Below are 20198 nucleotides of genomic sequence, written 5' to 3' on the forward strand. Positions count from 1 at the left end.
GCTAAGCCTTACAGCGCCGATGGTACTGCAGGGGGGACCCTGTGGGAGAGTAGGACGCCGCCGAACAATTCTTGGGAAAACCCCCGCATCGGAAGATGCGGGGGTTTTCTGCGTTCCGGGGGTTTTCCGGGTTTTCCGCTCCCCTCCGGAGGGGAGCGGAATGCGCGTCAGAGGCGCCCCGCCGCCTTCAGGGCCAGATACGCGTCTGCCAGCGCCGGCGCCAGCTCGTCCGGTGTCGCGTCGACGACCGTGACGCCGTGACGGCGGAGCTGTTCTGCCGTGCGGTTGCGTTCTGCCTGCGCATGGGCCGCTGCGGCCGCTTCGTAGACGGCTTCGGTGGTGCCGCGGCCCGCCGCCATGCGGGCGATGTGCGGGTCGGCCACCGAGGCCACCAGAACGGTGTGGCGCTGGGTGAGCTGCGGCAGTACGGGAAGCAGGCCCTCCTCGACGGGGGCCGCGTCCAGCGTGGTCAGCAGCACGATCAGCGAGCGGCGCGGTGCCGTACGCAGAGCCCTGGCGGCCAGGCCGCGGGCGTCCGTTTCCACGAGTTCCGGTTCGAGCGTGGCCATGGCGTTGACCAGCGACGGCAGGAGGTCGCCGGCGGTGCGGCCCTGGACGAGGGCGCGGACCCTGCGGTCGTAGGCGAGGAGGTCCACGCGGTCGCCGGCGCGGGAGGCGAGGGCGGCCAGGAGCAGGGCGGCGTCTATGGACGCGTCGAGGCGCGGGGCGTCGCCGACTCGGCCGGCGGAGGTGCGGCCGGTGTCGAGGACGAGCAGGATGTGACGGTCGCGTTCGGGGCGCCAGGTGCGGACGGCGACCGCGGACTGGCGGGCGGTCGCGCGCCAGTCGATGGACCGGGTGTCGTCGCCGGGGACGTACTCGCGCAGGCTGTCGAACTCCGTGCCCTCGCCTCGTTGCAGGACGCTGGTGCGGCCGTCCAGTTCGCGCAGGCGGGCCAGTTTCGACGGCAGGTGCTTGCGGCTGGTGAAGGGCGGCAGGACGCGGACTGTCCAGGGAACCTTGTGGGTGCCCTGGCGGGAGAACAGGCCGAGGGGGCCGTAGGAACGGATGGTCACGCGGTCGGCCTGGCGGTCGCCGCGGCGGGTGGGGCGCAGGCGGGTGGTGACGCGGCGGCGTTCGCCCGCCGGGACCGTCAGGCGGTGGCGGGACGCGTCGATCTCCGTGCCGGGGTGCCAGCTGCTCGGCGGCCATGCGTCGCGCAGGTGGGCGCGCAGCGGGCGGCCGCTGGGGTTGGTGACCGTCAGCGTGACGTCGGCCGGCTCGCCGAGGCGTACGGAGGTGTCGCCGGAGCGGGTGAGGCCGAGGCGGCGTACGGGGGCGGCGAGGGCGTAGTCGCAGGCGCAGGCGAGGGCCAGGGAGCCGTTGACCGCGAGGATGCCGGTCCAGCCGGGGTCCAGGATGCCGACGGGGAGGGAGCCGAGTGCCGCGAGGAGCGCGGCGCGTCCGGTGAGGGCCATCAGCGGGGCACGGGGACGTGGGCGAGGATCGCGGTGATGACGGAGTCGGCGGTGACGCCCTCCATCTCGGCCTCCGGGCGCAGTTGGACGCGGTGGCGCAGCGTGGGCAGGGCGAGGGCCTTCACGTCGTCGGGGATGACGTAGTCGCGGCCGGTGAGCCAGGCCCAGGCGCGGGCCGTGGCCAGCAGGGCGGTGGCGCCGCGGGGGGAGACGCCCAGGGTGAGGGAGGGCGACTCGCGGGTGGCGCGGCAGAGGTCGACGACGTACGCGGCGATCTCGGGGGAGACGGTCGTCTTGGCGACGGCGGCGCGGGCGGCTTCGAGGTCGGCGGCGTTCGCGACGGGGCGTACGCCGGCGGCGCGCAGGTCGCGCGGGTTGAAGCCGGCGGCGTGGCGGGTGAGGACGTCGATCTCGTCCTGGCGGGAGGGCAGGGGGACCGTGAGCTTGAGCAGGAAGCGGTCCAGCTGGGCCTCGGGCAGGGGGTAGGTGCCCTCGTACTCGACGGGGTTCTGGGTGGCGGCGACCAGGAAGGGGTCGGGGAGCGCGCGCGGCGTACCGTCGACGGTGACCTGGCGTTCCTCCATGGCCTCCAGCAGGGAGGACTGGGTCTTCGGGGGCGTGCGGTTGATCTCGTCGGCCAGCAGGAGGTTGGTGAAGACGGGGCCGGGCTGGAAGGAGAACTCGGCGGTGCGGGCGTCGTAGACGAGGGAGCCGGTGACGTCGCTCGGCATGAGGTCGGGGGTGAACTGGACACGCTTGGTGTCGAGTTCGAGGGCCGCGGCGAGGGCGCGCACGAGGAGGGTCTTGGCGACCCCGGGGACGCCTTCGAGCAGGACGTGGCCGCGGCACAGCAGGGCTACGACGAGGCCGGTCACGGCGGGGTCCTGACCGACCACGGCCTTGGCGATCTCGGCACGCAGGGCTTCGAGGGCGGCGCGGGGGTCGCCCGGCTGTCCGGTCTGCCCGGCGTTGTCAGTGGTCGGGTCCATCATGGACGGCGTACCTCTCTTTCGAGGGCGTCGAGTCGGTCGGCGAGGGTGATCAGGGCTGCGTCGTCGCTGGGCGGCGCCCCGAAGAGGAGGGTGTGCAGGGCCTGTTGGCCGTCGCCGTGGAGGCGGGCGGACAGGGCGGGGAGCAGGGCTTCGGGCGTGTGCGCCTGGGAGGCGGGCACGCCGACGAGGGGGGCGATTCGGGTGCGTGTGGTGGAGCGCAGAGCGGCGGCGGCGCGGTCGCGGGCGTTGGCTTTGCGGTAGAGGCGGGCGCGGCCTTCGGCGGTTTCGGAGGCGCGGATCGCCACGGGGAGTTTCTCGGGGACGAGCGGGCCGAGCCGGCGGGCCCGCCACAGGGCGGCGAGTGCCGCCGCGACGAAGAGTTGCAGGGTGCCCCACAGCCAGCCGGAGGGGAGCAGGTCGACGAGGGACTTCTGGTCGCCGGGTTCGGTGGCGGCGCTGTCGGAGAGCGAGGGGAGGTACCAGACCAGATGGGGGCGGGAGCCGAGGAGTTGGAGGGCGAGCGAGGCGTTGCCCTGCTCGTCGAGGCGGTCGTTGACGAGGATGTCGGGCGCGCCGAGGACGACGGTGTCGCCGCCTCCGGTGGTGTCCGGGACGCGGATCAGGGTGGCGAGGCGGTTGCTCGGGTAGCACTCGTCGGCGTCGAGGTGGGTGGTGGTGTAGCGGATGCCGCCGGTGTCGGCGCTGCCGGCGCGCCGGGCCGCGGGCAGGGCGCAGTCGGGGTCGAGGGTGGAGTCCGCGCTGGTGACGGGGTCGGCGGTGACGCCGGGGGCGAGCCGCCCGACGGAGGAGCTGCCGGCGGCGACGAGGACGGTGCGGCCGCCCGAGTCGGCGGTCGCGGTGCGCAGTTGCCGTTGCTGGCCGGGTGTCAGCAGGTCGGGTGCGGCGACCAGCAGGGTGGTGTCCGGGCCGGTCGCGGCGCGGGCGGCGTCCAGCGTGGTGACGACGCGGGTGTCCACGCCGTGGCCGGTGAGGAGCGCGGCGACGGCGTGGCTGCCGGCGGGGTCGGCGGAACGCGGGTCCAGGGCGCCGTGCTTGGTCTGGGAGCGGACCAGGGCGATCACCACGGCGGCCGCCAGGAGCACCACGAGGGCCAGGGCGATGCCGCGGGTGCGGGTGAGGACCTGGCGGGCGGTGGGGGAGGCCGAGGTGGCGGGGAGCGTGGCCTCGGTGGTCATCCGGCGGCTCCCTGGCGGCTGTCGGCGGTCGTGCCGGCGGTGCCGGCCGCGAGCTGGGGCTTGGTGCGCTCCAGGTCGCTGTCGAGTGCGGCGAGGCGTTCGTACGTCTGCCGGCCGGCGCTGCGGCCGCCGTATGTGACGTCGTCGAAGTCGCGGGCGGCGGCGCGCAGCCGGTCGAGGTGGGCGGGCAGGGCGCGGCCGGCCTCGGCGGCGGCTTCGTCGGCGGTGCGGCCGGGGCGTACGTCGAGCAGGGCGCGTTCCTCCAGGGAGCGGACGAGGGCACGCATGCGTTCCTGGACGGCCTGGTTCCAGTGGCCTTGGGCGGCGTGTGCGTCGGCGGCCGCGCGGTGTTCGGCGGCGCTGCGGGGGCGGTCGTCGAAGAGGGCGGCGGCGGAGGCGGGCGCGCGGCGGGGGGTGCCCAGGCGCCACCACAGGGCGGCGAGGATCGCGAGGACGGCGATCACGATGACGACGAGGCCGATGGTTCCGCCGGGGGTGGCGGTGGAGGCGGCGTCGAAGAGCCGGTCGAGCCAGTCCCAGAAGGCGTTCAGCGCGCGTTGCAGCGGGCTGGGGTCGTTCTGGTGGTACATCGGCTTGGACAGTTCGCGGCGGGCGGCCTCCCGCGCGGGGTCGCGCGGGACGGTCACCGGGGGCTCGCCGTCGGAGCGGGCCTGCGCGAGCAGGGCCGTGCCGGGGACGCGCAGCAGTGCGCGTACGGCAATGTCGCCGGCGTGGGCGAGTGCGTGCGCGGCGATGCCGCCCGCGTGGGCCAGGGCCTGGGCCGTGGTGTCCGCGGTGTGGGCCAGTGCGGTCGCGGCGGTGTCCGTGGTGCGTGCCAGTGCCGTCGCGGCCGTGTCGGTGGCGTGCGGCCAGGCCGCCACGGCCGGGTCGGCGGCGCGTGGCGGTGCGGTGGCCGCCGTGACGATTCCCCCCGTCAGGCTCACGGCATCAGCTCCTCGGGGTGCTGCCGGCGGCGTCGGCGCCGTAGCCCTGGAGGCCGGCGGCGCGGGCCAGTTCGAGGTCGAGGGCCTCGCGGCGGATGCGCTGGTCGATGTAGAGCAGCACGGTCACGCCGGCGCTGATCGGGAAGGTGATCATGGAGCCGATCACCGAGCCGATGCCGCTGATGATGAGGAACGTCCAGCCGACGTCGCCGTTCACGAAGCCGGAGATGCCGCCCCCGTTGAACGCCGCGGCGATGAAGGTGAAGGGCAGGACGACGATCGCGGCGACGATGTTCGCGATGATCGCGGCGAGCAGCTGGATGCCGAAGACCCGCCACCACGAGCCGCGTACGAGCTTGACGGAGCGGCTCATCGACTTGCGGATGCCCTGCTTCTCCAGCATCAGGGCCGGGGAGGCCAGGGAGAAGCGGATCATCAGCCACAGCACGACGACGGACGCGGCGAGGCCGCCGAGGACGGCGAGGGCCGCTCCGGCGTCCGTGCTCGCGGTGACGGCGACGAGGATGCCGGGCAGGATGCCCACGCCGACGAGGACGGCGCTGATGAGGATCAGCAGCACGATCAGGCCGAACAGGCGCGGCAGTTGGGAGCGGGCGTCGCGCCAGGCCTCGGCGACGGTCACCGGCCGGCCGAGCACGGCGCGGCTGGTGACGGTGGTGAGCAGGGCGGTCGCCGTGACCGTGCCGATCATGGAGATCAGGAAGACGACCGCGGAGTTGAGCAGGCTGTCGCCCATGGCGCGGGTGACCTCGCCGAAGGTGGCGCTGGGGTCGCTCAGGGCGTCGGCGGAGGCGGTGTCGAGGGCGAGGCCCTGGAGCAGGACGACGAGGACCTGGGTGACGACGGCGACGGTGAGCGAGATGCCGAGGACCGTGCGCCAGTAGGTGCGCATGGTGGACACCGCGCCGTCGAGGATCTCGCCGACGCCGAGCGGGCGCAGCGGGATCACGCCGGGCTTGGCCGCGGGCGGGGGGCCACCCCAGCCGGCGCCCCAGCCGCCGTAACCGGGTGCGCCGTAACCGGGAGCGGCGCCGTATCCGGGAGTGCCGTGCCCGGGTCCGCCGTACCCGCCGGGCGTTCCGTGGCCGCCGGGGCCCGCCGGGGGCGGGGTGCCCCAGCCGGGGCCCTGCGGTGGGGGCGGCGGGGTCTGGCCCGGGCCCTGCGGGGCGGCCGGCGCCGACCACTGGCCGGCCGGCGGCTGCACCTCGGACCACTTCGCGCCGGGGCGCTGCGTGTCCTGGGCCGGCTGGTCCGCGGGCTGGGACGGCTCGGCAGGGCGGGAAGCGCCGGGCTCGTGCCCGTCGGACGGGGCGGATCCGGGCGAGGCCCAGCCCGGAGTGTCGTTCATCGTCGCTCCTTCACGGTGCCCGTCCGCGGTCGCGGCGGCAGGTTGGCAGCCATCGTGCCATGGGGTGGTCATCCGGGTACCGGCCGAGGTCGTGCCCGCACACCTTCAATTGTCCGCCGGATACGGGGAAGACTGACGGCATGGCTGATCAGTACGCGCACGCCGGCGAGGACAGGCAGCACACCGGAGCTCCGGCGATCCGCTGGGAGGAGCCGCCCGAAGGGCCCGTCCTGGTCCTGCTGGACCAGACGAGGCTGCCGAGCGAGGAGGTCGAACTGGTCTGCACGGACGCGTCCGCGCTGGTCGAGGCGATCCGTTCGCTCGCCGTGCGCGGGGCACCGCTGCTGGGCATCGCGGGGGCGTACGGGGTCGCGCTCGCCGCCGCGCGCGGGTTCGACGTGGACGAGGCCGCGACCGCGCTGGCCGGGGCCCGGCCGACGGCGGTGAACCTGTCGGTCGGGGTGCGGCGTGCCCTGGAGGCGCACCGTGCCGCGGTCGCGAAGGGTGCCTCGCCCGGGCAGGCCGCGCAGGCGGCGCTGGCCGCGGCGCGCACGCTGCACCGGCAGGACGCCGAGGCCAGCTCCCGCATGGCCGAGAACGGTCTGGCGCTGCTCGACGAGCTGCTGCCCGCCGGGGGACACCGCATCCTCACGCACTGCAACACGGGGGCGCTGGTGTCGGGTGGTGAGGGCACGGCGTTCGCGGTGGCGCTCGCGGCGCACCGGGCGGGCCGGCTGCGGCGCCTGTGGGTGGACGAGACGCGGCCGCTGCTGCAGGGCGCCCGGCTCACGGCGTACGAGGCGGCCCGCCACGGCATGGCGGCCACGCTGCTCACGGACAACGCGGCGGGGTCGCTGTTCGCGGCGGGCGAGGTGGACGCGGTGCTCATCGGCGCGGACCGGATCGCGGCCGACGGGTCGGTGGCGAACAAGGTGGGCAGTTATCCGCTCGCGGTGCTCGCCCGCTACCACCATGTGCCGTTCGTCGTGGTGGCGCCGGTGACGACCGTGGACCTCGGCACGCCGGACGGGGCGGCCATCGAGGTGGAGCAGCGGGCCGGGTTCGAGGTCACCGAGATCCCGGTGCCGCAGGTGCAGGCGAGCGGTCCGGGCGGCGGGGTGCCGGTGGCGCCGCTGGGGACGCAGGCGTACAACCCGGCGTTCGACGTGACGCCGCCGGAGCTGATCACGGCGATCGTCACGGAGGAGGGCGCGCTGTCGCCGGTGACGGCGAAGGGGCTCGCGGAGCTGTGCGAGCGGTCCCGGGAAGGGGCCGCCGGGTAGGGGCGGTGCGGCCGGGCGCGGGGGCGTGACGCTCCCGCGGCGGGCCGCAGGCGCCACTGGGCCGTCCCGGCTCGAGGCGAGGCCCGTTCTCGTAGCGCAGAGGTGAGGGGTCGCGGACGCTGGGTGACCGACTTCCACTCATGAGGTCGACACCGGCGGGCGAGGGCAGACAGTGACCGCTCAGTACGACTATCGTCACAGGTCAGTGACCTGCCTCACCAGCGCCCCAGACACTGTTACGAGAATGGGATGATGTCGTTTATGAAGGGACGAGTCCTTGTCGTCGACGACGACACCGCACTGGCCGAGATGCTCGGCATCGTGCTGCGTGGTGAGGGTTTTGAGCCGTCTTTCGTAGCCGACGGCGACAAGGCGCTGGCCGCTTTCCGCGAGACCAAGCCCGACCTGGTGCTGCTGGATCTGATGCTGCCCGGCCGGGACGGCATCGAGGTGTGCCGGCTGATCCGGGCCGAGTCCGGGGTGCCGATCGTGATGCTCACGGCCAAGAGCGACACCGTGGACGTCGTGGTGGGCCTGGAGTCGGGCGCCGACGACTACATCGTCAAGCCGTTCAAGCCCAAGGAGCTGGTGGCCCGTATCAGGGCGCGGCTGCGCAGGTCGGAGGAGCCCGCGCCGGAGCAGCTGGCCATCGGTGACCTGGTCATCGACGTGGCCGGGCACTCCGTGAAGCGGGACGGGCAGTCCATCGCGCTGACCCCGCTGGAGTTCGACCTGCTGGTGGCGCTCGCCCGCAAGCCGTGGCAGGTGTTCACCCGCGAGGTGCTGCTGGAGCAGGTGTGGGGCTACCGCCACGCGGCGGACACCCGCCTGGTCAACGTGCATGTCCAGCGGCTGCGCTCCAAGGTCGAGAAGGACCCGGAGAAGCCGGAGATCGTGGTGACCGTCCGTGGCGTCGGTTACAAGGCCGGACCGAGCTGAGATGTCCCGGGACAGTGCCGCCTCGGCACCCGGACGGTCCGGGGTCCGCGCCGGGCGGCCTGTCGGCCGCGCGACGATCAGGTCGCGCTGGACCCGGCTGCTCGCGGGCGGGCTGCTGCAGGGCGGAGTGCACGGCAGCCCGGTGATCCGGCTGTTCATGCGCTGGATACGGCGCCCGCTGCTGCCGGTGATGCGGCTGTGGCGGCGCAACATCCAGCTGAAGGTCGTCGCCACCACCCTGCTGATGTCGCTCGGCGTGGTGCTGCTGCTCGGCTTCGTCGTCATCGGGCAGGTCCGCAACGGCCTGCTGGAGGCGAAGGTGAAGGCCTCGCAGAGCCAGGCCACGGGCGGGTTCGCGGTGGCCAAGCAGAAGGCCGACGAGGCGGCGGCGGGCACCGACGGCACCGGTGTGGACCCGCGCCCCTCGCAGAACGTCATCGAGTGGATGAGCAACCTCGTCTCCTCCCTCGCCAGCGGCGGCCAGGGCGCCTTCGACGTGGTCACGCTGCCCGCGGGCACCGGCAGCGCCGGCAGCGCGGGCGGGCTCGGGCCGCGTGCCTCCGGATTCGTCAGCCCGTCGGCGAGCGTGCCCGACGCGCTGCGCGACCGGGTCGACGCGGGCACGGGCGCGGCGCAGAGCTACACCCGCATCGTCTACAGCAACGGCCGCGCCTCGCAGCCGGCGCTCGTCATCGGCAAGCAGGTCAACGACCCCAACGGGGACCCCTACCAGCTGTACTACCTCTTCCCGCTCACCCAGGAGGAGAAGTCCCTCAGCCTGGTCAAGGGAACGCTGGCGACGGCCGGGCTGTTCGTCGTCGTCCTGCTCGGGGCGATCGCCTGGCTGGTCGTGCGGCAGGTGGTCACGCCGGTGCGGATGGCGGCCGGGATCGCCGAGCGGCTGTCGGCGGGGCGGCTGCAGGAACGTATGAAGGTCACCGGCGAGGACGACATCGCCCGGCTGGGCGAGGCCTTCAACAAGATGGCGCAGAACCTCCAGCAGAAGATCAGCCAGCTGGAGGATCTGTCGCGGATGCAGCGCCGGTTCGTCTCCGACGTCTCGCACGAACTGCGCACCCCGCTGACGACCGTGCGGATGGCCGCCGACGTCATCCACGAGGCGCGCGAGGACTTCGACCCGGTGACCGCGCGGTCGGCGGAGCTGCTCGCGGACCAGCTGGACCGGTTCGAGTCGCTGCTCGCCGACCTGCTGGAGATCAGCCGGTTCGACGCGGGCGCGGCCGCTCTGGAGGCGGAGCCGATCGACCTGCGGGACGTGGTGCGGCGGGTGGTCAGCGGCGCCGAGCCGCTCGCGGAGCGCAAGGGCACCCGCATCCGCGTCGTCGGCGACCAGCAGCCCGTGGTCGCCGAGGCCGACGCGCGGCGCGTGGAGCGCGTGCTGCGCAACCTCGTCGTCAACGCCGTGGAGCACGGCGAGGGCAAGGACGTCGTGGTCAAGCTCGCCTCGGCGGGCGGGGCGGTCGCGGTCGCGGTGCGCGACTACGGCGTCGGGCTCAAGCCCGGAGAGGCGACGCGGGTGTTCAGCCGCTTCTGGCGGGCCGACCCGGCACGCGCGCGTACCACGGGCGGGACGGGCCTGGGCCTGTCGATCGCCCTGGAGGACGCGCGGCTGCACGGCGGCTGGCTGCAGGCGTGGGGTGAGCCGGGCGGCGGCTCGCAGTTCCGGCTGACGCTGCCGAGGACCGCGGACGAGCCGCTGCGGGGCTCCCCGATACCGCTGGAACCCAAGGACTCGCGGCGCAACCGCGGGCTGAACGACGCGGGGCTGCCGCGCGGCGGCGGGGACAAGAGCGCCACGGTCCCGGCCCAGCCGGCCCGTGAGCAGCGGCCGGCGCTGCCGGGCGGGGCGCCGATGACGCCCCGGTCGTCCGGGCCGGCACCGACGGCCGATCCGACGGCGCTGCCCGGCAACGGCGCGCGGGTGGTGCCGCGTCCCGCCGGCGGTACGGCGCGCCAGGACAAGCCGGCGGGTGGGGAGCCCGCCGGGGGCCGCGGGGACGCCGCCGTCACCCGGCCCGACGACTCGGACACGCAAGGGGAGGCCTTCCGTGGGCGCTGACCGCGAGGGGGGCGCACGGCACACGCCGGCGCGCGCGGTGGCGTACGCCGCCTGCGGTGTCGTACTGCTGGCGGGGTGCGCGTCGATGCCCGACAGCGGGGATCTGCGCGGGGTGGAGTCCACGCCGCGGCAGGACTCGCAGGTGCGGGTGTTCGCCATGCCGCCCGCGGAGGGCGCGCCGCCGGCGGACATCCTGCAGGGCTTTCTGGAGGCGCTGACCAGCGACGATCCCGGGTATGCGACGGCGCGGCAGTATCTGACGCCGCAGGCGGCGCGCCTCTGGCAGCCGGGCCGGGTCACCACCGTGCTCCAGGACGGCCCCAGCATGCAGGCCGCCCGCACCGGAGGCCGCGACGACAGCGACGACGCCGCGTTCACGCTGACCGGCACCCGGGTCGCCACGGTCGACGCGCAGCAGTCCTACGCGCCCGCCGACGGGCCCTACCGGCAGACCGTGCACCTGTCGCGTGACGACAAGACGCAGCAGTGGCGCATCGACGGGCTGCCGCAGGGCGTCGTCATGGGCCGGTCGGACTTCCAGCGCAACTACATGTCCGTGAACAAGTACTACTTCGCGTCCAACGGCGCCGGGGCGAGCGGGGAGACCACGGCGGTCGCCGACCCCGTCTACGTGCGCGAACGGGTCGACCCGATGACGCAGGTGGTGCGCTCCGTGCTGCAGGGCCCCACCACCTGGCTGCGGCCGGTGGTGCGCTCCAGCTTCCCCACCGGCACGGACCTCGCCAAGGGCACCCCCGCCCTGACGCCCGACGACCAGAACAAGCTGACCGTGCCGCTCAACGAGAAGGCCGCGGGGGTCGGCCGGGCGCGGTGCGACGAGATGGCGGCGCAGCTGCTGTTCACCCTGCAGTACGTCACGCCCACGGTGAACGAGGTCGAGCTGCGCTCCGGCGACCGGCACCTGTGCTCCCTGACCGCCGACCAGGCCGAGGCGGTGGCCGCGCGCGGCTCGACCGCCCACCCCGACTACGTGTACTTCATCGACGAGCAGCACCGCCTGGTCCGTCTGGCGACCGGTGCGAGCGGCACCAAGGCCGAGCCGGTGCCCGGCGCCCTGGGACAGGGCGCGCAGCCGCTGCGGGCGGCGGCCGTGTCCCGGGACGAGCGCACGGCGGCCGGTGTCAGCAGCGACGGCAGTGCCCTGTACGTCGGCTCGCTGGTCTCCAGCGGCTCCCTCGGCAGCCCGGTGCTCACCAGCCGCGGCCCGACGCCCGGGGACCGGCTGACGACGCCCAGCTGGGACGCGTACGGCGATCTGTGGGTGGCCGACCGTGACCCCGCCCGGCCGCACCTGTGGCTGCTGCAGCAGGGCGGGGGCGCGCCGGTGGACGTCAGCGTCCCGGGCCTGGACGGGCGCATCCGGGACGTGCGGGTGGCCGCCGACGGGGTGCGCATCGCGCTCAAGGTCGACAAGAACGGCAAGCAGTCGCTGCTCGTCGGGCGGATCCAGCGCGCCGACGACAAGGACGCCGGCCGGCCGGCGGTGTCCGTCCTCGAACTGCGCTCGGCCGCGCCCGGGCTGGAGGAGATCACCGCCATGTCGTGGGCGGGCGACAGCCGGCTCGTGGTGGTCGGGCGCGAGGAGGGCGGGGTGCAGCAGATGCGGTACGCCCAGGTCGACGGCTCCACGCCGGAGGGGCCGCCGCCGGCCGCGCTGTCCGGGGTCGAGGACGTCGCCGCCTCCGAGGACGACCGGGTGCCGCTGGTGGCGTACTCCGGCGAGGACGGCATCGTGCGCCTGCCGAGCGGCACGCAGTGGCAAAAGCTCGTCAAGAGCGGTACGGCACCGGTCTATCCGGGCTGATCAGCCGCGGTCCCGGGCGCCCGGGGAGTTTTCCACAGGGCGTTGTCCACAGGGGTGGCCGGGCCGTTCCGGGCGGGGCACAGTGGTCCTATGCGGGGGTGGTGGCAGGACCTCAGCGACCTGGTGCTGCCGGCCGAGTGCGCCGGCTGCGGCCGGCCTCGCGCGGTGCTCTGCCCGCGGTGCCGTACGGCGCTGAGCGGTGCCGCGCCGCGCCGGGTGCGGCCGGAGCCGATGCCGCCGGGGCTGCCGGCGGTGCACGCGGCGGCGGCCTACGCGGACGAGGTGCGGGCGCTGCTCCTGGCGCACAAGGAGCGGGGCGCGCTCGCGCTGGCACGGCCGCTCGGCGAGGCGCTGGCAGGAGCGGTGCGCGCCGGGCTGCGGCAAGCCGGTGACGGTGGCGTGTCCGGAAGCCGACGCGTGTCCGGGGACGGGTGCGTGCTGCTGGTGCCGGTGCCGTCGGCGCGTGCGGCGGTGCGGGCGCGGGGGCACGACGCGGCGCGGCGGATCGCGCTGGCGGCGGCCGGGGAACTGCGCCGGGGCGGGACGCCGGTCCGGGTGGCCGCCGTGCTGCGCCAGCGGCGCGCGGTGGCCGACCAGGCGGGGCTGGACTCCCGGCAGCGGCTGGCCAATCTGGCGGGCGCGCTGGGCGTCGTCCCCGGCGGTGACCGGCTGCTGGCGCGGGGGCCGGTGGTGCTGGTCGACGATCTGCTGACCACGGGCGCCTCGCTGACGGAGGCGGCTCGTGCGGTGCGGGCGGTGGCCGATTCCGGCGTGTCGGCCGTGTACCGGCGGGCGGGTGGGGAAGGACGAGAGGAACACGGGGCCGCAGTGCCGGAAGGGAGACCGGATCGGGCGCACCTGAGGTGGGGAATGCGAGACGGGAACCGCGCGGGTCGTGTCGTCTGCGCGGCGGTGGTCGCGGCCTCTCCTGATTCCTTCGAATTAAACCGGAACTGACATCGAACGTGCGTCGTTGCAGGTAATGAGGGGTCAATTCACCTGAACGGAGGTACGCGGCAGTAGAGGGTGACGACATCCTGCCGGGCGAGATATGTTCGGTTGTGAGGGAAAGCCGCAGGCCATGACCCTCGTTTCCGAATGCCGTGCCGTGGGTTTTGAGTAATCATCCGCAGCACAGGGGGTGTAGATCTTGCCCATGGGGGAGGAGGAGGTGAAAGTCACCGAGTCCGAGGTTCCGGACCCTTCCGGAGCCTGGTGCAAAAGGGAGATGCCCCGCCGGTGAAGCGGGGTGATCCGGGAACGGAGTTCTGCGTGGACATCGTCGTCAAGGGCCGCAAGACCGAGGTGCCCGAGCGGTTCCGGAAGCACGTGGCCGAGAAGCTGAAGCTGGACAAGATCCAGAAGCTCGATGCCAAGGTGATCAGCCTCGACGTCGAGGTGTCCAAGGAGCCCAACCCCCGACAGGCCGACCGCTGCGACCGGGTGGAGATCACGCTCCGCTCCCGCGGTCCGGTGATCCGGGCGGAGGCAGCGGCCAACGATCCGTACGCGGCACTCGACCTGGCGGCGGAGAAGCTGGAGGCCCGGCTGCGCAAGCAGCACGACAAGCGGTTCACCCGACGCGGAGCCAAGCGCATCACGGCAGCAGAGGTTCCCAACCACGTCCCGGGCGTCGCGACGCTCAACGGGAACGGCCATCCCGTCCCGGCGGAAGAGCCGGACAGCGTGCCCACCAAGAAGATCGGTTCGCTCGAGGTGCAGGGCGACGGCCCCCTCGTCGTACGCGAGAAGACCCACGTCGCCGCTCCCATGACGCTCGACCAGGCCCTCTACGAGATGGAGCTGGTCGGCCACGACTTCTACCTCTTCGTCGACTCCGAGACCAAGGAGCCCAGCGTCGTCTACCGGCGCCACGCCTACGACTACGGCGTGATCCACCTCCGGACCGACACGATGGTCACCGAGGGGTCCTCTCCTGACGCGGGCGGTTCGCTGGGCGGCTGAGTTCCCGTACGAGAGCCGGGCCGGTGCCCCTGGTGCGCGGTGTGCGCCCCCAGGGGCACCGGCGTGCGACCACTTCGCCCGCCGCTTCGTCACCGCGATGTCGCCGGGGCATGGAATCATGGCCGCAACGGCTCAACGGGTGGGTCGTTGCCTTGGGTTGGCGATGGCACAGGACCACAGGCCACAGCCTTCAGGGGGAGGAACGATGGCGGACACCTTCGGACCGATGCGGGACGAGGACGCCGATGACGGCGTCGTCGGCAGGAGCCCCGAGACGGCGGGCTCCGCACGCAGCGAGCCGATCAGAGTCCTGGTCGTCGACGACCACGCGCTGTTCCGCCGCGGACTGGAGATCGTGCTCGCCGCCGAGGAGGACATCCAGGTCGTCGGCGAGGCCGGGGACGGCGCCGAGGCCGTGGAGAAGGCCGCCGACCTGCTGCCCGACATCGTGCTGATGGACGTCCGCATGCCCAAGCGGGGCGGCATCGAGGCGTGCACCTCCATCAAGGAGGTCGCCCCCAGCGCGAAGATCATCATGCTGACGATCAGCGACGAGGAGGCCGACCTCTACGACGCGATCAAGGCGGGCGCCACCGGCTATCTGCTCAAGGAGATCTCCACCGACGAGGTGGCCACCGCCATTCGCGCGGTGGCCGACGGCCAGTCGCAGATCAGCCCCTCCATGGCCTCCAAGCTGCTCACCGAGTTCAAGTCGATGATCCAGCGCACCGACGAACGCCGGCTGGTTCCCGCGCCCCGGCTGACGGACCGTGAACTGGAGGTGCTCAAGCTCGTCGCCACCGGCATGAACAACCGGGACATCGCCAAGGAACTGTTCATCTCCGAGAACACCGTGAAGAACCACGTGCGCAACATCCTGGAGAAGCTGCAGCTGCACTCCCGGATGGAGGCCGTGGTCTACGCGATGCGGGAGAAGATCCTCGAGATCCGCTGAGCCTCACGCCGTCAGCCGCGCGAGCTCGGCGACCAGCGGCTCCCGCAGCTCCGGCGCCTCCACCCGTTCGACGCGTACGTCGGTGCAGTCCACCCAGGACGCCGCCTCGACCAGGGCCTGGGCGACCGCGGGGACGGCCTTCCCGGTGTCCACGGTGACCTGCCTGGCGACCAGCGTCCGCCCCTCGCGGGCCGGGTCGACGCGGCCGACCAGCCGGCCGCCCGCCAGCACCGGCATGGCGAAGTAGCCGTAAACCCGCTTGTGCCGGGGGACATAGGCCTCCAGGCGGTGGGTGAAGCCGAAGATCCGCTCCGTGCGCGCCCGCTCCCAGATCAGGGAGTCGAACGGGGACAGCAGCGTGGTGCGGTGCCGGCCGCGCGGCGGCGTCTCCAGGGCCGCCGGATCCGCCCAGGCCGGACGGCCCCAGCCCGCCACCGTCACCGGCACCAGGCCCGAGTCGGCGAGTACGGCGTCCACCTGCTCGCCCTTCAAGCGGTGGTAGTCGGCGATGTCCGCGCGCGTGCCCACGCCGAGGGCCTCGCCGGCCTGGCGGACCAGACGGCGCACGCACTCGGTGTCGTCCAGGTCGTCATGCAGCAGCTCCGGCGGGACCGCGCGCTCGGCCAGGTCGTAGACCCGCTTCCAGCCGCGGCGCGTCACGCACACCACCTCGCCGTACATCAGCGCGCGCTCGACGGCGACCTTGGTGCCGGACCAGTCCCACCAGTCGTTCGTCTTCTTCGCGCCGCCCAGCTCCGTCGCGGTGAGCGGGCCGTCGGTGCGGAGCTGCTTGATGACCTGGTCGTAGGCGCCCTCGGGGAGGTCGTGGTTCCAGTGCGGGCGGTTGCGGTAGGCACGGCGGCGGAAGGCGAAGTGGGGCCACTCCTCGATGGGGAGGATGCAGGCGGCGTGCGACCAGTACTCGAACGCGTGCGTGTCCGTCCAGTAGGCCTGCTCGACGGTCGCGCGGCCGACCGCGCCGAGGCGGGCGTAGGGGACGAGCTCGTGGGAGCGGGCCAGGACGGAGATGGTGTCGAGCTGGACCGCGCCGAGGTGGCGCAGGACCCCGCGGACGGCTGCGCCGGGACTGCGGCGGGCGTGCGGTGGGGTGCCGAGGAGGCCCTGGGCGCGGAGGGCGATGCGGCGGGCGTCGTCTGCGGTGAGCTCTGCGGTGGGCGGGGGCGTGGTCATGGTCCGCACGATAGGGGTGGGGACTGACAGGGTGGGGGTGAACTGGGGGTTCTTTGTCTGTGCGGGGGGTGTCCGCCGTTGTGGGGTGCCCGGGGTTCTCGGTGACCGCCGTGGGGTGCGCTGCCCGGCGGTGCGGGGTGCCGCTGCGCCCACCCGTGCCGCCCCAGCGGCACGACTGCCCGCAGCTGCGTTGGGTGGGTGGCTGCCCGGCGGTGCGACTGCCCGCAGCTGCGTCGGGTCGGTGGCTGCCCGGCGGTGCGACTGCCCGCAGCTGCGCGGCTTCGCCGTCAGCTGCGGGTGCTCGGCAAGTACGGGGTCGTTGAGGGGAGGGAGAGGTCTGAGGGGAGTAGGGAGCCTACCCAGCAGTCTCGGTGGGTGCCCTTGGTGGTGAGGGCTGCGCGGAGGGTGCCTTCGATGGTGAAGCCGGCGCGTTCCGCGACCGCGCGGGAGGCGTGGTTGCCGACCTCGGCCCGCCATTCGACGCGGTCGACGGACAGGCGGGTGAAGGCCCAGCGGGCGGCCGCCACGGTGGCCTCGGTGATGTAGCCGTGGCCGCGGTGTTCCTTGGCCGCCCAGTAGCCGACCTCCGTCATGCCCAGCGCGCGCATCGTCAGGGCGAGCATGCCCGCCAGCTCCCCGCCGGGCAGGAACACGCCGAAGGTGAACATCGACGCGTCCGCCCAGCCCTCGGGGACCGTCTGCTCGGTGAAGCTGCGCGCGTGCTCCGGCAGGTACGGGGAGGGGATCGTGGTCCAGCGCTGGATGTCCGGGTCCTGCGCGGCGGCGTACACCGCGTCGGTGTCCTGGGGACCCACCGGCCGCAGCACGAGGCGGTCGGTGGCGAGCGTGACGGGTTCCATCGGCCGATTCTGCTCGCGCGGGCCGCGCCCCGCCATCCTTTTGCTGAGGGTGAGGGCGCGATCACGTTTCGCGCAATTCGTCGACGGGATCCGGCACCATCGGCGAGGCTCGGCCGTTGTCCTCTTTGAAGGAGTTTCGAAGCGGAGCAGAGAAGGAGCGGACGGTCCTCGTCACGGCAGGCCTCCCGGCGCGGCGGGGTCCTCGCATACGATGGCCGTTGCTCAGTAAGTCAAGTGGTAACCGACCGTCCCAGGCCCGACCGGCAAGGAGACCAACCCCCGTGTCCGTCCTCTCGAAGATCATGCGTGCAGGCGAAGGCAAGATCCTGCGCAAGCTGCACCGCATCGCGGACCAGGTCAACTCCATCGAAGAGGACTTCGTCGACCTCTCCGACGCCGAGCTGCGGGCCCTCACCGATGAGTACAAGCAGCGGTACGCCGACGGCGAGAGCCTGGACGACCTGCTGCCGGAGGCGTTCGCCACGGTCCGCGAGGCCGCCAAGCGCGTCCTCGGCCAGCGCCACTACGACGTGCAGATGATGGGCGGCGCCGCCCTGCACATGGGTTACGTGGCCGAGATGAAGACCGGTGAGGGCAAGACGCTCGTCGGCACCCTGCCCGCGTATCTGAACGCCCTGTCGGGCGACGGCGTGCACATCGTCACGGTCAACGACTACCTCGCCGAGCGCGACTCCGAGATGATGGGCCGCGTTCACCGCTTCCTGGGCCTGACCGTCGGCTGCATCCTCGCGAACATGACGCCGGCGCAGCGGCGCGAGCAGTACGCGTGCGACATCACCTACGGCACGAACAACGAGTTCGGCTTCGACTACCTGCGCGACAACATGGCGTGGTCGCAGGACGAACTGGTCCAGCGCGGGCACAACTTCGCCATCGTCGACGAGGTCGACTCCATCCTCATCGACGAGGCCCGTACGCCGCTGATCATCTCCGGCCCCGCCGACCAGGCCACCAAGTGGTACGGCGACTTCGCCAAGCTGGTCACGCGCCTCAAGCGCGGCGAGCCCGGCAACCCGCTCAAGGGCATCGAGGAGACCGGCGACTACGACGTCGACGAGAAGAAGCGCACGGTCGCCATCCACGAGTCCGGCGTCAGCAAGGTCGAGGACTGGCTGGGCATCGACAACCTCTACGAGTCGGTGAACACCCCGCTGGTCGGCTACCTCAACAACGCCATCAAGGCCAAGGAGCTGTTCAAGCGCGACAAGGACTACGTCGTCATCGACGGCGAGGTCATGATCGTCGACGAGCACACCGGCCGTATCCTCGCCGGCCGCCGCTACAACGAGGGCATGCACCAGGCGATCGAGGCGAAGGAAGGGGTGGACATCAAGGACGAGAACCAGACCCTCGCCACGATCACCCTGCAGAACTTCTTCCGCCTCTACAACAAGCTCTCCGGCATGACCGGTACGGCGATGACCGAGGCCGCCGAGTTCCACCAGATCTACAAGCTCGGCGTGGTCCCGATCCCGACCAACCGGCCGATGATCCGCAAGGACCAGTCGGACCTGATCTACCGCACCGAGGTCGCGAAGTTCGAGGCGGTCGTCGACGACATCGCCGAGAAGCACGAGAAGGGCCAGCCGATCCTCGTCGGCACCACCTCGGTGGAGAAGTCCGAGTACCTCTCGCAGCAGCTCAGCAAGCGCGGCATCCAGCACGAGGTGCTCAACGCCAAGCACCACGAGCGCGAGGCGCAGATCGTCGCCCAGGCGGGCCGCAAGGGCGCCGTGACCGTGGCCACCAACATGGCCGGCCGTGGTACGGACATCAAGCTCGGCGGCAACCCCGAGGACCTCGCCGAGGCGGAGCTGCGCCAGCGCGGCCTCGACCCCGAGGAGCACATCGAGGAGTGGGCCGCGGCCCTGCCCGAGGCCCTCAAGCGGGCCGAGGAGGCGGTCAAGGCCGAGAAGGAAGAGGTCGAGAAGCTCGGCGGCCTCTACGTGCTCGGCACCGAGCGGCACGAGTCGCGCCGCATCGACAACCAGCTGCGCGGTCGTTCCGGCCGTCAGGGCGACCCGGGCGAGTCCCGGTTCTACCTCTCGCTCGGCGACGACCTCATGCGGCTGTTCAAGGCCCAGATGGTCGAGCGCGTGATGTCGATGGCGAACGTCCCCGACGACGTGCCGATCGAGAACAAGATGGTCACGCGCGCGATCGCCTCCGCGCAGGCGCAGGTCGAGACGCAGAACTTCGAGACCCGCAAGAACGTCCTGAAGTACGACGAGGTCCTCAACCGCCAGCGCGAGGTCATCTACGGCGAGCGGCGCCGCGTCCTGGAGGGCGAGGACCTGCACGAGCAGGTGCAGCACTTCATGGACGACACCATCGACGCCTATGTGCAGGCCGAGACCGGCGAGGGCTTCCCGGAGGACTGGGACCTGGACCGGCTGTGGGGCGCGTTCAAGCAGCTCTACCCGTGCAAGGTGACCATCGAGGAGCTCGAGGAGGCGGCCGGCGACCGGGCCGGGCTCACCGCCGAGTTCATCGCCGAGTCCATCAAGGACGACATCCACGACCAGTACGCGGCGCGCGAGGAGCAGCTCGGCTCCGAGATCATGCGTGAGCTGGAGCGCCGGGTCGTGCTGTCGGTGCTGGACCGCAAGTGGCGTGAGCACTTGTACGAGATGGACTACCTCCAGGAGGGCATCGGCCTGCGGGCGATGGCCCAGAAGGACCCGCTGGTCGAGTACCAGCGCGAGGGCTTCGACATGTTCACCGCGATGATGGACGGCATCAAGGAGGAGTCCGTCGGCTACCTGTTCAACCTGGAGGTCCAGGTCGAGCAGCAGGTCGAGGAGGTGCCGGTCGAGGACGTGGTGCCGGCCGCGGGCGTGCAGGACGCCGTTCCGGCGCAGGCCGGGGCCGTGCGTCCGGAGATCCGGGCCAAGGGCCTGGACGCCCCGCAGCAGCGGAACCTGCACTTCTCGGCGCCGACCGTCGACGGTGAGGGCGGGGTCATCGAGGGCGACCTGCCGACCGACGAGGAGCCGGTGCGCTCCGAGGCGGACGGGCTGACGCGGGCCGAGCGGCGCAAGCAGGCGCGCACCGGACGTCGCCGCAAGAAGTGACGTACGCGGCGCGGGACTTCACCGCG

At 72.8% G+C, this 20198-nt stretch carries 15 protein-coding genes; 8 read left to right on the forward strand and 7 right to left on the reverse strand.

Annotation, left to right across the window (positions count from 1 at the left end; translation table 11 throughout):
- Positions 1-167 precede the first annotated feature (167 nt).
- The 5 genes from ACF1AL_RS38005 to ACF1AL_RS38025 all read right to left on the reverse strand — a co-directional run bounded on the left by ACF1AL_RS38005 (position 168) and on the right by ACF1AL_RS38025 (position 5979).
- A complete protein-coding gene (locus tag ACF1AL_RS38005; RefSeq protein WP_391828716.1) occupies positions 168-1478 on the reverse strand; it encodes a DUF58 domain-containing protein in 1311 nt (436 codons plus the stop codon).
- Complete coding sequence (locus ACF1AL_RS38010) at positions 1478-2467, reverse strand: MoxR family ATPase (RefSeq protein WP_366842100.1); 990 nt, start codon at positions 2465-2467, stop codon at positions 1478-1480. The genes ACF1AL_RS38005 and ACF1AL_RS38010 overlap by 1 nt, the downstream gene beginning before the upstream one ends.
- Positions 2467-3666, reverse strand: coding sequence for a DUF4350 domain-containing protein (locus tag ACF1AL_RS38015; protein WP_391779352.1), 1200 nt, complete (start codon positions 3664-3666; stop codon positions 2467-2469). Before ACF1AL_RS38015 ends, ACF1AL_RS38010 begins: the two co-directional genes overlap by 1 nt.
- Positions 3663-4388, reverse strand: a complete 726-nt coding sequence (locus tag ACF1AL_RS38020; protein WP_391779363.1) for a DUF4129 domain-containing protein — start codon at positions 4386-4388, stop codon at positions 3663-3665. Before ACF1AL_RS38020 ends, ACF1AL_RS38015 begins: the two co-directional genes overlap by 4 nt.
- 226 nt (positions 4389-4614) lie before the next feature.
- Positions 4615-5979 carry a glycerophosphoryl diester phosphodiesterase membrane domain-containing protein gene (locus ACF1AL_RS38025; RefSeq protein ID WP_391779351.1) on the reverse strand — a complete coding sequence of 455 codons (1365 nt, stop codon included), beginning with the start codon at positions 5977-5979 and terminating at the stop codon, positions 4615-4617.
- 140 nt (positions 5980-6119) lie between these two features.
- Here ACF1AL_RS38025 and mtnA point away from each other — a divergent pair, with 140 nt between their 5' ends.
- The 7 genes from mtnA to ACF1AL_RS38060 all read left to right on the forward strand — a co-directional run bounded on the left by mtnA (position 6120) and on the right by ACF1AL_RS38060 (position 15026).
- Positions 6120-7262: an S-methyl-5-thioribose-1-phosphate isomerase gene (gene mtnA, locus ACF1AL_RS38030; protein ID WP_391828719.1), complete on the forward strand. Its 1143-nt coding sequence runs from the start codon at positions 6120-6122 to the stop codon at positions 7260-7262.
- Positions 7263-7511: 249 nt separating this feature from the next.
- On the forward strand, positions 7512-8201 hold the full coding sequence (mtrA, locus tag ACF1AL_RS38035) for a two-component system response regulator MtrA (RefSeq protein ID WP_003975799.1): 690 nt from the start codon (positions 7512-7514) through the stop codon (positions 8199-8201).
- Position 8202: 1 nt separating this feature from the next.
- Positions 8203-10281 (forward strand): MtrAB system histidine kinase MtrB, encoded by a 2079-nt coding sequence (mtrB, locus tag ACF1AL_RS38040; protein ID WP_391828721.1) that lies wholly within the window; start codon positions 8203-8205, stop codon positions 10279-10281.
- Positions 10271-12106 (forward strand): LpqB family beta-propeller domain-containing protein, encoded by a 1836-nt coding sequence (locus ACF1AL_RS38045; RefSeq protein WP_391828723.1) that lies wholly within the window; start codon positions 10271-10273, stop codon positions 12104-12106. The genes mtrB and ACF1AL_RS38045 overlap by 11 nt, the downstream gene beginning before the upstream one ends.
- A 90-nt stretch (positions 12107-12196) precedes the next feature.
- Complete coding sequence (locus ACF1AL_RS38050; protein WP_391828725.1) at positions 12197-13063, forward strand: ComF family protein; 867 nt, start codon at positions 12197-12199, stop codon at positions 13061-13063.
- 315 nt (positions 13064-13378) lie between these two features.
- Positions 13379-14071 (forward strand): ribosome hibernation-promoting factor, HPF/YfiA family, encoded by a 693-nt coding sequence (gene hpf, locus ACF1AL_RS38055; RefSeq protein ID WP_384214643.1) that lies wholly within the window; start codon positions 13379-13381, stop codon positions 14069-14071.
- A gap of 205 nt (positions 14072-14276) precedes the next feature.
- Positions 14277-15026 carry a response regulator transcription factor gene (locus ACF1AL_RS38060; RefSeq protein WP_366842089.1) on the forward strand — a complete coding sequence of 250 codons (750 nt, stop codon included), beginning with the start codon at positions 14277-14279 and terminating at the stop codon, positions 15024-15026.
- A gap of 3 nt (positions 15027-15029) precedes the next feature.
- Here ACF1AL_RS38060 and ACF1AL_RS38065 read toward each other — a convergent pair whose 3' ends face one another.
- Both ACF1AL_RS38065 and ACF1AL_RS38070 read right to left on the reverse strand, forming a co-directional pair.
- The gene (locus tag ACF1AL_RS38065; protein WP_391828727.1) at positions 15030-16217 is read right to left on the reverse strand and encodes a winged helix-turn-helix domain-containing protein; all 1188 of its coding nucleotides are present in this window, start codon (positions 16215-16217) and stop codon (positions 15030-15032) included.
- Between the two features lie 287 nt (positions 16218-16504).
- Positions 16505-17077 carry a GNAT family N-acetyltransferase gene (locus tag ACF1AL_RS38070; RefSeq protein ID WP_366842155.1) on the reverse strand — a complete coding sequence of 191 codons (573 nt, stop codon included), beginning with the start codon at positions 17075-17077 and terminating at the stop codon, positions 16505-16507.
- 281 nt (positions 17078-17358) lie between these two features.
- Here ACF1AL_RS38070 and secA point away from each other — a divergent pair, with 281 nt between their 5' ends.
- Positions 17359-20172, forward strand: a complete 2814-nt coding sequence (gene secA, locus ACF1AL_RS38075; RefSeq protein WP_366842156.1) for a preprotein translocase subunit SecA — start codon at positions 17359-17361, stop codon at positions 20170-20172.
- The last annotated feature ends 26 nt before the right edge of the window (positions 20173-20198 follow it).

Source organism: Streptomyces sp. NPDC014801 (genome assembly GCF_043082085.1).
In the GTDB taxonomy this organism is placed as follows: Bacteria; Actinomycetota; Actinomycetes; order Streptomycetales; family Streptomycetaceae; genus Streptomyces.